The sequence below is a fragment of the Streptomyces sp. NPDC018947 genome (genome assembly GCF_044390505.1).
Classification (GTDB): Bacteria; Actinomycetota; Actinomycetes; order Streptomycetales; family Streptomycetaceae; genus Streptomyces.
In genome coordinates this window covers 1-12278 of the sequence record NZ_JBIRZD010000006.1, presented here as the reverse complement: position 1 = coordinate 12278, position 12278 = coordinate 1, and the positions used below count along the sequence as shown (strand labels likewise).

The following is a 12278-nucleotide window of genomic DNA, read 5'->3' as shown; positions in this document are numbered from 1 at the left end:
GGCTCTGCCAGTCAGTCCGCCCGGCGTCGCCACTTCGCGCGGGCGCCGGCGGCGTGCTGGGGCACCATCCGCTCCCACGCTGCCTCTGCCGGCTCCCCCCGATCCGCCACGGGACCGATGAAGGAGGACTCGTCCGACAGCAGGAACACGACCAGCGGCGCGACCTCGTCGGCCGTGCCCGTGCGGCCCCGAGTCCCCTGGAGACGAGCTGCCGGAGAGCGAGCCCGAGGCGGCGGAAGTCCCGTGGTCGGCCGGATCGCGGCCGGCACACCGATCCTCGCCGAGGAGACGGTTGAAGACACCTATGTTCTGCCTCGCCAGATGGTCGGTGAAGGCGAGCTCTTCGCCCTGAAGGTGTCCGGGGAAAGCATGATCGAGGCAGCCATCCGCGACGGCGACATGGTCACCGTCCGGCGGCAGCAGGTCGCCGGGCCAGGCGACATCGTCGGCGCCGTACTCGACGGCGAAGCGTCACACTGACGCAACTCCACACGCTGAACCGGCTCGCTGCCATCCACCGAGCCGCGGCCCGCGAGGCGCTCAAGGCCGCCGACGCCGCTTTCACCCACCTGCCCGCCGACGTCACCACCCGTGCTGGTCACACCCACCCCGCCTGGGACCAGTGCCCGATGGGGGACCTCTCCCGCAGCGCACTCGCCGCCCAACTGGCCCACGCCCGTCCGCAAATCCGCCGCGCCCAGACAGGCAGACCCCGCTGTCGGACGCCGCCCGGCACAGCATCGCCGCGCTCACCCACGAAGTCACCGTCCTCGCCTGGGAAGCCCTGCCCGAATCCTGGACGGAGGAGATCACCGCGCCCGGCGAGGACGACGAGGACGAGCAGCAGCACCTACACCCGGCTCCTCACCGCCATCGGCGACTACCGGCGCCACCACCACCGTGCCGGCCCCGACGTGCACCGCCCAGGCCACCGGCCTCCGACCCGCTGACCACCCCACCGCGCGGCCTCAACACCACGACGAGCACGACCATGACTCCCGTACCCGAGAGATCAGCCCCTCCGACTACCGGGTCGATCATCTTCGTGGCCACGACGGGCTGTACGTGGCGCCAGCTGCCGACGGGTTTCGGCCCCTCCGGACCGACCGCGCACCGACGGTTCACCGAGTGGAGTCGGGCCCGGGTGTGGGGATAGCTTCACCGCCTGGTGCTGGACGAGCTCGGCGCCCGCGGCGAGTTGGACTGGTCGCGGTGCGCGATCGACTCGGTGAACATGAGGGCGATGAAAGGGGGGACCTGACGAGCCCGAATCCCGTAGATCGCGGCAAGAAGGGCTCAAAGATCCACTTGATCACGGCTACGACTACGACCACCTGCGCCGATGGCTCCGCACCCGACACACCGTCCCGCGCATCGCTCGCAAGGGCATCGAGTCCTCCCAGCGGCTGGGCCGCCACCGCTGGACCGTGGAGCGGACGGTGGCATGGCTGGCCGGGTGCCGCCGCCTGCACCGTCGCTACGAACGCACGGCGGACCACTTCCTGGCCTTCGCCGGGATTGCCGCCGCCCTGATCTGCTACCGCAGGATGGCGACCTGACCGGCGAGGACGGCAGGCTGGCATGATCCATAACGCATTCGGACGATCCCGCCCTGCCGCTGGCCTGCTGCCCAGCAGCGATCCATACCGACGAGGTAACCCATGACCGACTACCTGGCTGCCACCATGGCAATGCTCGGACCGGCCCAGAACCGCTACGCAGAGCCCTCGGCATGGGACCGCCTCCACGCCGATCTCGGCATACGGCTGCCGGCCGACTACCAGTTGATCGTCGACGCATACGCCCCGGTACAACTCAACGGGCATCTTCGCTTGGGCCACCCCGCGACCGAGCGGTGGAACCTGGGTCAGGAGATCCGAGCCACCATCCAGGCGTGGTCAGAAGTGCCCTGGGATGAGCTCGACCTCGACGCGGACGAGGACCCCCGGCAACTCCTCGGACTCGAGGAGCTGAGGTTCGGCACTCGCAACGGCCTGTGGCCCCTCGCGAGCACCGACCGAGGAGAGACGGTCTTCCTTGACGCAGCCGCCGATGCCACCAGGCTCGTGGTCAACTTTAACGAGACCTGGGCAGAGCACCGCATGCGCTTCACCGAATGGCTCTACCGCTACCTGATCGGCGAAGACATGACCGGCCCCAACAGCTCAGCTTTCCATCCAGGCCCTGTGAAACTGCAGCACCTCCCGATGTCTGCCAGCGAACGTCCCGAGCCTTGGTACGGCCCAGACCGAGGCATGTGAGGCTCTGGCACCACTGGCAAGGACGGCCCCAAACGCGATGACCTCTTAGCTTGAGTTCCAACCTCCGCGCCCGCGCGGAGGAGGCTGTCGTAGCCCCTGGCGGACTGCCCGCCATGGGCACCGAAGCGTTCTGGCACGTGCTCGACGCCGCTAAGGACAGTGCCAAGCCGCTCGACGTTGCTGTCGACGACCATCTGTCGGCCCTGCCCGCAGAAGAGATCCTCGCCTTCGAACACCGCTTCTCCCGTCTACGCGACGTGGTCTACCGCTGGAACGTCTGGGCGGCCGCCTACCGCATCGGCGGGGGCTGCTCCCATGACCGGTTCAGCGACTTCACGGCGGGTCTTGTGGCGCTCGGACGTGAGTGGTGCCAACGGGCCGCTGCGTGCCCTGACGCACTCGCTGATCATCCTGCCGTGCGTATCGCGGCGGCCGCCGGGGACCAGGACGTCATCTTCGATGAGAACCTCCATTTTGTGTCATCGAGGGCGTCTGAGCGGCTGACCGGTGACTCGGACGCCTTTGGGAGGCCCGGGAGGGCTGGGAGGCCTACACCGCCGCTTGCGCCGCGACCGAAGAGGGGGACAGCGAGGGGATGGGCGAGTCGTTCGACTCGGGAAGGGGTCGTTTCTGACAGTGACCTGGTGTCAGGTCGTGGCCGACGCTCGCGAGGGGAGGCGCTGATCCACTTCCGGCCCTCTGTCCGAACCGGCGGTCTCGGCAATCGGTTGGGGCCGAATCCCGATGGCTGACATGATGAGCGGATGGACGCTCCTACCCCGATCGACCTCGACACGTGGCCGCGCCGCCAGCACTTCGAGCACTACCGTCGGCTCGTTCCGTGTACGTACTCGATGACGATGGAGTTGGACGTCACCGCGTTCGCTGCGGCACTGCGTCGATCGCAGCGCAAGTCCTACATCGCGCAGGTATGGGCGATCTCCACGGTTGTCAACCGTCATGATGAGTTCAGGATGTGTCTCACCGCGTCGGGTGAGCCGGCCGTCTGGCCTGTCGTGCACCCTGCTTTCACGGTGTTCAACCCCGAACGTGAGACGTTCGCGTGCGTGTGGGCTCCCTACGATTCCGACTTCGGCGCGTTCCACGACGTGGCCGCCCCTCTGCTTGCAGAGCACAGTCGGGCCACCGACTTCTTCCCGCAGGGTGAGCTGCCGGCCAACGTGTTCGACGTGTCGAGCCTGCCCTGGGGGTCCTTCACCGGGTTCAACCTCAACATCGGCGGCAACGCCTGGGACCACCTCGCGCCCATTTTCACGCTCGGCCGCTACACCGAGCGAGACGGCCGGGTCCTGCTCCCTCTGGCAGTGCAGGTGCACCACGGCGTCGCAGACGGGTTTCACTCGACACGGCTGGTCAACGAGTTGCAGGCTTTCATCGAGGACCCGACCTGGCTGGAGGAGAGCCTAAAGGCCTGAGCAGAAGGCCCGTCAGCCCTCCGCGCTGTTCCTCGTCGTCGAGCCGGTCGCGACCGGGTCGCCCGGTGGGCGCCGGCCGCCCGTCGGGGGACCGAAGGACGGATGCTGTCGCGGCCAAGTAGATTGAGGTTCGCATGCTTCAGGCCGTCCCCGTCCGTGAGCACCATGAACTCGACGGCGCTGTCACTTCGCCACAGCTTCGGGAGTACAGGGCCTTCACGGGCGCTGTCCCGCCGTATTCCAGTTGGCAGGTTCTCAATGCTCTGCAGACCAACCTTGCGGATTCTCATTTGCCGCCGAGACGGACCAGACGCCGAGGTCGCCTCCCGGCAGGGACACGAACCGCCATCCTCCAGGTCCTGTGATCTGCCGTACCTCGAACGCCGCATCGGTTGGACACGTCAGATGCGTGCCATCCTGGAACACCATCCGAAGCGTGCCGAACTTGAAAGCGACCGCAGAGACGACCTTCGTCCCGAAGAGCGGGAGGGCTGCGGCCAAGTCCTGAGTCTCCGGCACCAGAAGCACGCCGGTATTGCTGTGGGCCGGTCCGGATGAGAGCCGAGCAGGCGTTTCGAGTACGACATCCCCACCTGGGCCGCTCGGACACGTTCCAGCAGCATCCGGTTCTCGTCCAGCCAGCCGGGGGCCGCCGAGGGCGACGGCCCGGATGGCGGGCAGGGCGGCGAGCCGGTCCGTGAACACGGTTCGGGGACAATTGCGCACGGTCGAACGGGATATGTCACGGCGGCACGACGCGGCGGGGTGCCTGCCGGCCGCCTCGCATTCCGGGCGGGGGAGCGGGGCGTGACACCGCGCATCGCCCGATGCGGGGGTTGGCACGCACGTCACCTTCCAGTCTCGACGGTAAAGGGTGCTCTTGTCATGAACGACGCAACATGGTCACCTTAGGCGTCGTCACGTTCCGCGCATCACCCATCACCCGTGAGTGATGCGTCGTACCGGGCGGCATACCGCGAAGTCCTTGCAGGCCCCGGTGGGAGAACCCCACCCCCAGACCAAGGAGACCCGTGGCACCCTCTCGAAGATCTCCACGCCGGATCGCTCTGGCTTCCCTGACGGCCGTGGTGCTGCTGCCCTGGGGCGCCGGAACCGCGGCGGCCGCCGGGCCGGCCGCGCCGACGGCACAGGAGTTACTGAGCGACAAGGCCGAACAGACGCTGATGAAGCAGTTCGACGAGAAGGACAAGACGTCCTTCTGGGTCGTCATGAGCAAGGAAGCCGACCTGTCCTCCGCCGAGCGAGCACCGGACAAGACGGCCAAGGCCACGGCAGTGATCACGGCCAAGAAAAAGGTCGCACAGGAAACCCAGTCACGCGTCCTCGCGACGGCCAGAGCAGCCGGATCCGACGCCGTCTCGTACTGGATCGACAACTCCGTCAAGGTCGTCGGCGACATCGAACTCGCCACGAAGATCGCCGAGCTGCCCGAGGTGGAGGCGATCGAGGCCGACCAGACGATCAAGCTCGACGCCCCGGTCGAGGGCGGCAGCGAGCCGACCGTCGACGGCGTCGAGTGGGGCGTCGACCGGATCAACGCCCCTCAGGTGTGGAGCACTTACGGCGTCCGCGGCGAGGGCATCGTCATCGCCAACATCGACAGTGGCGTCCAGTACAACCACCCGGCCCTCGTCAACCAGTACCGGGGCCGCAACGCCGACGGCTCCTTCTCGCACGCCTACAACTGGTTCGACCCGGCCGACGTGTGCGCGGGTGACAACCCGTGCGACAACAACGGCCACGGCACCCACACCATGGGCACCATGGTCGGCGACGACGGCAACGGCAACCAGATCGGTGCGGCACCCGGCGCCACCTGGATAGCCGCCAAGGGCTGCGAGAGCAGCAGCTGCTCACGCGAGTCCCTGCTCGCCTCCGGGCAGTGGGTGGTCGCGCCGACCGACGCGAGCGGCGCCAACCCCCGGCCCGACCTCGCCCCCGACATCGTGAACAACTCCTGGGGCTCGAGCGCCCAGGACCCCTGGTACCAGGAAGTGGTGGCCTCCTGGCGGACGGCGGGCATCTTCCCCGCCTTCTCCAACGGCAACAACGGTCCCGGCTGCAACACGGCGGGCTCTCCCGGCTCCTACATCAGCAGCTACGCGAGCGGCGCGTTCGACAGCAGCAACACCATCGCGAGCTTCTCCTCACGCGGAACGGGCGAGAACGGCACCATCAAGCCGAACCTGGCCGCCCCCGGCGTGAACGTCCGCTCCGCCTACACCGGTGGCGGCTACAGCTCGCTCAGCGGTACGTCGATGGCGTCCCCGCACACCGCGGGCACCGTCGCCCTGATCTGGTCCGCGTCGGCCTCCCTCCACGGCGACGTCTCGGCCACCGAAGCGCTCCTCGACGACAGCGCGATCAACGTGTCCGCGCTGACCTGCGGAGGCACCGAAGACGACAACAACGTCTTCGGTGAGGGCCGGCTCGACGCCTACGCCGCGGTGAGCGATGCCCCGCGCGGCGCGACCGGCTCCCTGAGCGGCACCGTGACCGCCGGCGGCGACGCCGTCGCGGGCGCCCAGGTCGTCGCCGACGGACCGATCGACCGTACCGTCGTCACCGACGCCGACGGCGACTACAGCTTCCCCGCCCTGTCGGTGGGCGACTACGCCCTGACGGTCAAGAAGTTCGGCCACACCGACGCGACCGGCACCGCAGCCGTCGGCGAGGACCAGAACACAGTGCGGGACTTCTCTCTCGTCGCCGCTCCGTCCGCCAAGGTGTCAGGCACCGTCACCTCCTCGGCGGGGCCCGCGGGCGGTGCCGAACTGTCCTTCGCCGGCACGCCGGTGACCGCCACCGCCGACGCCCAGGGCCGCTACGAGGCGACCCTGCCGCACGGTACGTACACGGTGAACGCCACACACGCCTCGCGCTGCGTGTCGCCGGGGAGCGCGGAGGTGTCGGTGTCCGGTGACACGGTCGCCGACGTGCGCCTGCCCGACCGCCTCGACGCCTTCGGCACGGCGTGCGCCACCGGATCCGAGTCCTGGGCGGCAGGCACCGACAAGCTGAACCTGAGCGGCGACTCCGGCAACGTCAAGATTGACCTGCCGTTCCCCGTCCCGTTCTACGGCAAGACCTACCAGTCGGCCTGGGTCAGCACCAACGGCTACCTGAACTTCCTCGCCGCCAACTCCAGCAACTCCAACGGCGCGCTGCCCGGCACTACGGCCCCGAACGCGGCTCTCTACCCGTTCTGGGACGACCTGCTCGTCCGCGCCGACGCCGGCGGCGTCTACACCGCGGTCCGGGGCGAGTACCCGAACCGGTCGCTCGTCGTCGAGTGGCGGGACGTCGTGAGCTGGTACGACCAGGGCGTCCCGTTCTCCTTCTCCGCCGAGATCGGCGAGGACGGCTCCGTCACCTACCGCTACAAGGACATCACCGACACCTCCGGCGGTTACTCCACCGGCAGGAGCGCCACCGTGGGCGTCGAGAACGCCACCGGTACGGACGCTCTGCAGTACTCCCTCAACTCCGAGGTGATCTGGGACGGTCTCAGCGTCGCCTTCCGCACCACGAAGTCCGGTGTCGTGCTCGGCACGGTCACGGACGACAACGACAACGGACCGGTGTCCGGCGTCGAGGTGACCACGGGCTCGGCGAGCACCACGACGGACGCCGACGGCAGGTACGCGCTGCAGCTGGGCACGGGCACGCACACGCTGGCGTACTCCGCCACGGGTTACACCGGCGAGGAGAAGGCCGTCACCGTGGAGGCGGGCCGGGTGGCCGACGCGAGCACCGCCCTGGCCACCGGCCGGGTCACGCTCGACCAGAACCGGGTCACGGTCGTCGCCCCCGGCGGCCAGACACGTGAACGGTCGGTGACCCTGACCAACACCGGTTCCGCGACGCCGTACACGATCGTCGAGGCCGTCGACGGCGCGGCGCGGGACGTGCCGTGGCTCACGGTCTCGCCCACCGAGGGCGACCTCGGCAAGGGCACCGAGCAGAAGGCGACGCTCGGCTTCGACACGACGGGCCACGAACCCGGCACCGTGCTCTCGGCGGAACTGCTGGTGCGCTCGGACAGCGGGCGCGCCCCGGAGGTCACCGTTCCGGTAACGCTGGTCGTCCCCGGCTACCAGCAGGCACTCGACAGCGGCAGCGGCTCCTCGTCGACGGACGCCCGCGGCGACAGCTGGCAGCCGGACCGGGCCTACGGCGACGGGCCGTTCGGGTTCCTCGGCACCACGAAGACGACGTCCACCAAGAACGCGATCGCCGGTACCCAGGACCCCCAGCGGTTCTCGACGGCCCGCGAGGGCATGTACGAGTACCGCTTCGGCAACGTACCGGACGGCGTGTACACCGTGGAGCTGGACTTCGCGGAGCTGTCCTCCACGAAGCCGACCTCCCGGGTCTTCGACGTGATCGCCGAGGGCACGGAGGTCGAGCCGAGTCTGGACATCGCCCGGGAAGCCGGCACGTACAAGGCTCTGCAGCGAACGTACAGGGTGACGGTCACCGACGGCGAGCTCAACGTCCGCTTCGTCGCGGACTCGGGCAAGACGCTGGTGAACGCCATCCGTGTCACCGAACGCCCCGACCTTTCGTGACCCGGTCTTTCGTTGTCGGTACCCGGCACTGAGCACCACGGCCCGTCCCGCGTCCGACGCGGGACGGGCTCGTCTTTGCCCCCGACTCCCGGGGCGGTCTCACGGTCGCGCACGCCCGTGTGAATGCGGATGCGGCGGACGCGAGACCGTGGTGGAAGGACCGGAGGGTTGTCCGTACCTCTCCATCTCACCTTGCCGACCAGATCGGAGCCCGCGTGATCCGGCGCGTCACCGTCCCCGGCCTCTGTCCTCCGCCCAGGTACTCCCACGCCTCGCCGTCGAGGCCGGCACCGGGCTGGCTTTCCTCGCCGGCTCGCCTATCAGTCACGGCAAGCACCGTTGCCGTCCACTGGAGTCGGCTCCGAAGAGCGCCACGCACTGGTCGACGCGGGCGATGGCGAAGGAGATGGGTCTGTCGCAGTCGACCGTGTCGCGGATCTGGCGGGCCTTCGGCCTCCAGACGCCCCGCACCGAGACGTTGAAGCGACCACGGACCCGTACTTCATCGACAAGGTCCCCGACGTCGTCGGACAGTTTCTGGACCCGCCCGGGCAGGCGCTGGTGTGCTGTTTGGAGGAGAAGTCGCAGATCCAGGCCCTGAACGGCCCCAGCCGGTGCTGCCGATGATGCCGGATGTCCCGCAGCGCCTCACCCACCGACTACGTGCGGGTGGGAACCACCATCTTGTTCGCCGCTGGAGGTGGCCACGGGGAAGGTGATGGGCTCCGTGCACCGCCCGCACCGCACCGCAGAATGCGAGCGGTTCTGGCCAAGCTCGACCGCGAGGTGCCGGCCGGGCTGCAGGTGCACTTGGTGCTGGACAACTACGCCACCCACAAGACTGCGGCCGTCAAGACCTGGAACGAAGACCCCAGACCGTATGTCTGGGTGAAGCCCGCCGACGAGATCCTCGAACGCCTCGCCTCACGTCTGAAGCGTATTCCTGACTCAGGAGACCAGAGATCGTCTGCAAAGACCACTCGGTCGCGCTCCACCTCCGCCCACGACCCCGTCCTCGTACCGCTCCACCGGCTCGTCGACGCTCTCGCCGACCACCAGTCCCCCCGATATCCGCCGCAGAAGGAGCGAGCGAGGAGATGCCGGTGGGGGAGCGGGCAGCAGGTGGCAACGGAAGCCGAAGCAGATCAATGCCGCCGACTCGGGCTGCATTTGCAGGGCGGCCTGCTGGACACCGTCCGCGCTCCGCCTCCGCAGCCGTACGTCTACATCGGCGACCCGGGCGCCTGGGACTTCTCCATCCCCGAGCGCCGCGATTGGCGTCGGCTGCCGGGGGTTTCGCCCGCGCGGTCGGCGGCGGCCGTGGTAAGGATCGCGGAGGCGCTGGTCACCGTGCCAACTGGGCCGGCGTCGGTCGTCTCGACGATGACGGTGCGTTCGCCGAGGAATGCGTATGTGGCGTGGTCGAAGATCCACTGGGTCTGCTGACCGTGCATGGTACGGGCGACGGTGACGCCCTCGCGGCCCACGGCGTCCTTAGCCGTGCCGGCGACCGTCACACCCGGGATCTTCGCCGCCGCCCGGTAGAGCGCTGCGGACACCTGCGGCGGGGCCCAGGTCTCGGTCAGCAGCTCGCCGATCGCGGTGAAGGCCCGCTGGTCCGGGTCTTGCCCCTGGCCGCGGGTCTGCTCGCGGATCAGGGCCAGCAGGGCGTCGGGGTCGGTGGGCAGCGACGCGACGTAGGTGTGGGTCGGGTGGGAGACGGACGGGGCGTCGGAGCGCAGTGCAACGACGGTCGAGTCGGCCTCGCCGGACTGGCGGACGAGGCCGGGACGGCTGCCGTCGGCGGAGAACCAGACCTGGCGGGTGCGTACGGGGGTGAGGACGACCGGGCCGCCGTCGGCGCTCTGACCGGCGTAGGCGACCTTGCTCTCGACGTACACGAATTGGTTCCCCCGGACGGCGGGAGGCCGCCCGTCCGCAGCGGCGAGCGCGATCCGGTCCAGGAGCCGGGTCGCGTCGGGGGCGACGGCCGTCTGCTTGTGCGTGCGCGGAGCATCCATGCCGGCGAGGTTCACCGCTACGACGCCGCCTGCGGCAAGGGCGCAGGCGAGCGCGGGCGCGATGAGCCGGCCGAGAAGCGGGCGGGCGGCCTTCTCCGGTTGGGAGATCTTGTGCAGCAACGCCTGCTTCAACAGCAGTTCCCGGTCCCGGGCCAGCCCGGGCACCGTCGGCGCAGGCAGAAGGTCGGGGTCCCTGAGACGGTCGTCGTTCATCCGTGGTTCTCCTGGGGGAGGGCGCGGGGGGCGCAGCGAGGGACGGCGCGGCGGGTCTTGGCGCCGGCGAGTTCGCGGAGGCGGGTGCGGGCGCGGGACAGGCGGGAGCGGACGGTGCCGACGGGTATGCCGAGCGCCTCGGCCGCGGCGGCGTAGTCCAGGCCCGTCCACACGACCAGCGTGAAGACCTCCCGGTCCCGCCGCCGCAGACAGGCAAGCGCCGCGTGCGCGGCGCGCAGTTGCTCGGCGTCGGCGAGATGCGCGACCAGGTCGTCGGCGAAGTCCGGCACCGAGTCGCGCTCAGGAATCCGGGCGTGCGCGATGTCGCGGAGCCGGCGGGTGCGGGCGTTGCGGCGTATGACGTTGGTGGCGATGCCGAGCAGCCACGGGCGCAGCCCGTCCCCCTCGGGGCGCAGCTTCTCCCGGCCGCGCCAGGCCTCCAGGAAAGTCGCCGAGACGACGTCCTCGGCCTCCGCCCAGTTCCCTGTTACACGCAGCGCGTAGCGGTAGAGCACTTGGGCGTGCTCGTCGTAGAGCTCTGCCAGGGCGTCGGTGTCTCCGCGGCGGAAGCGATCCCTCATGAGTGAATCCACACTTGGCTCTGCCACGCCAGTTGTCCGGGTTCCGGTGATGTACGTCACTGGAACCCGGGGCGCGCCGGAGGCAGAGCAGGTACATGAACACTTCCTCACTCCGCCGCCGCAGCGTCCTCGGGACGCTCGCCGTCGCCGCCGCCGTCGTTCTCGGCGTGGCCGGGACACCCGCGGTCGCCGTGTCTCCCCAGTCCGAGACCTACACGCTCACGATCAAGCACCTCGACCGGGCCGGCCGCGCAACCGGGGATTACGAGACCACCGTCACCGGCCTCTCCGGCGCGGGCGCGGACGAGGTCGTCCAACCTCACGACACCGACGGCACGACGACCGTGCAGCTGCCGCGCGGCCGGTACGTGCTGGACAGCGCGGTGACCGGGAGCGCGGACGGCGGCACCGACTGGATCGTCCAGCCGCGGCTCGACCTCGACCGCGACACCACCATCACGGTCGACGCGCGGACAGCGCGGCCCGTCGACGTCCGCCCGCCTGACGACTCGGCGCGCTTCCTGCACAGCGCGATGTTCGTCAAGGTCACGCACGGCGGCGCGGAGCGCCTGCTCAACCGGATCGTGGCCGCTCCCACGTTGCGGGTCGCCCACCTGGGCCCTACGGCCGAGCCGGACTCGGTGAAGCAGTGGTACGACGCATACTGGGAGGGCGCGACGGCCGACTACGGTCTGGGCCGCACGGTCACCGGCGACCGCGCTCTGACCGGCCTCACCCTGCGGCCGGCGCCGAAGGAGCTGGCCACCCTGAAGGTCCGCGCCACACGGACCGGCTTCCTCGACGTGCAGCCGACGACCGGTCCGACGGTCGGACTCTCGCGTCAGCTCACCCCGAGCGACACCGCGACCTATCTCGTCACTCCGGAGCGCGGTACGTGGGACGTCTCCTACTCGGCCGACGGCCAGCGCTACTCGGCGAACGAACTGGCGCTCAGGGCCGGCAGCACCACGGTCCTCACCTTCCCGGACGACGTGGTCTAGTCTTCTGAGTCCGGCCTGCTGTCGCGTACTGGTCCCGGCAGTACGCCAAAGCCACCGGCATTGATCTCAGCGCCCTGGCCTAGGCAGTTTCGTTTGGATCAGCCGGTCGTTGGTCCGTGTGTGCCGTTGACTGATGCGCAGTGGGCGCGGATCGAGCCGTTGCTCCCGGACCG

At 69.4% G+C, this 12278-nt stretch carries 8 protein-coding genes and 2 pseudogenes; 7 read left to right on the top strand and 3 right to left on the bottom strand.

Annotated elements, in window-relative coordinates:
* Nucleotides 1–240: 240 nt before the first annotated feature.
* From ACH499_RS13465 to catA, 5 genes and pseudogenes are all read left to right on the top strand, one after another.
* Nucleotides 241–474 (top strand): annotated as a pseudogene (locus tag ACH499_RS13465) (LexA family protein); the annotation flags it as partial.
* A 559-nt stretch (nucleotides 475–1033) separates the two neighbouring features.
* Nucleotides 1034–1559, top strand: a pseudogene (locus ACH499_RS13460) (transposase); the annotation flags it as partial.
* A gap of 102 nt (nucleotides 1560–1661) precedes the next feature.
* Nucleotides 1662–2261 (top strand): SMI1/KNR4 family protein, encoded by a 600-nt coding sequence (locus tag ACH499_RS13455; RefSeq protein ID WP_399015538.1) that lies wholly within the window; start codon nucleotides 1662–1664, stop codon nucleotides 2259–2261.
* A gap of 50 nt (nucleotides 2262–2311) precedes the next feature.
* Complete coding sequence (locus ACH499_RS13450) at nucleotides 2312–3013, top strand: DUF4240 domain-containing protein (protein ID WP_399015536.1); 702 nt, start codon at nucleotides 2312–2314, stop codon at nucleotides 3011–3013.
* 12 nt (nucleotides 3014–3025) lie between these two features.
* Nucleotides 3026–3697, top strand: coding sequence for a type A chloramphenicol O-acetyltransferase (gene catA, locus ACH499_RS13445; protein ID WP_399015534.1), 672 nt, complete (start codon nucleotides 3026–3028; stop codon nucleotides 3695–3697).
* 255 nt (nucleotides 3698–3952) lie between these two features.
* Here catA and ACH499_RS13440 read toward each other — a convergent pair whose 3' ends face one another.
* Nucleotides 3953–4402 (bottom strand): DUF6188 family protein, encoded by a 450-nt coding sequence (locus tag ACH499_RS13440; RefSeq protein WP_399015532.1) that lies wholly within the window; start codon nucleotides 4400–4402, stop codon nucleotides 3953–3955.
* A gap of 380 nt (nucleotides 4403–4782) precedes the next feature.
* Between ACH499_RS13440 and ACH499_RS13435 the strand changes: the two genes are divergently transcribed.
* The gene (locus ACH499_RS13435) at nucleotides 4783–8289 is read left to right on the top strand and encodes a S8 family serine peptidase (RefSeq protein WP_399015530.1); all 3507 of its coding nucleotides are present in this window, start codon (nucleotides 4783–4785) and stop codon (nucleotides 8287–8289) included.
* A 1223-nt stretch (nucleotides 8290–9512) separates the two neighbouring features.
* On the opposite strand, the gene ACH499_RS13430 is transcribed toward ACH499_RS13435, so the two are convergent.
* Both ACH499_RS13430 and ACH499_RS13425 read right to left on the bottom strand, forming a co-directional pair.
* Entirely contained in the window at nucleotides 9513–10523 is a 1011-nt protein-coding gene (locus ACH499_RS13430; RefSeq protein WP_399015528.1) for a CU044_5270 family protein, read from the bottom strand.
* Nucleotides 10520–11104, bottom strand: a complete 585-nt coding sequence (locus tag ACH499_RS13425; protein WP_356205533.1) for an RNA polymerase sigma factor — start codon at nucleotides 11102–11104, stop codon at nucleotides 10520–10522. The genes ACH499_RS13430 and ACH499_RS13425 overlap by 4 nt, the downstream gene beginning before the upstream one ends.
* 95 nt (nucleotides 11105–11199) lie before the next feature.
* On the opposite strand from ACH499_RS13425, the gene ACH499_RS13420 reads away from it, so the two are divergent.
* Entirely contained in the window at nucleotides 11200–12105 is a 906-nt protein-coding gene (locus ACH499_RS13420; RefSeq protein WP_399015526.1) for a hypothetical protein, read from the top strand.
* The last annotated feature ends 173 nt before the right edge of the window (nucleotides 12106–12278 follow it).

What these genes read in the sequence shown, in the direction of transcription:
- ACH499_RS13430 (WP_399015528.1), bottom strand. Translation starts at nt 10,523, where the DNA reads ATGAACGACGACCGTCTCAGGGACCCCGACCTTCTGCCTGCGCCGACG.
- ACH499_RS13425 (WP_356205533.1), bottom strand. Translation starts at nt 11,104, where the DNA reads ATGAGGGATCGCTTCCGCCGCGGAGACACCGACGCCCTGGCAGAGCTC.
- ACH499_RS13420 (WP_399015526.1), top strand. Translation starts at nt 11,200, where the DNA reads ATGAACACTTCCTCACTCCGCCGCCGCAGCGTCCTCGGGACGCTCGCC.
- catA (WP_399015534.1), top strand. Translation starts at nt 3,026, where the DNA reads ATGGACGCTCCTACCCCGATCGACCTCGACACGTGGCCGCGCCGCCAG.
- ACH499_RS13455 (WP_399015538.1), top strand. Translation starts at nt 1,662, where the DNA reads ATGACCGACTACCTGGCTGCCACCATGGCAATGCTCGGACCGGCCCAG.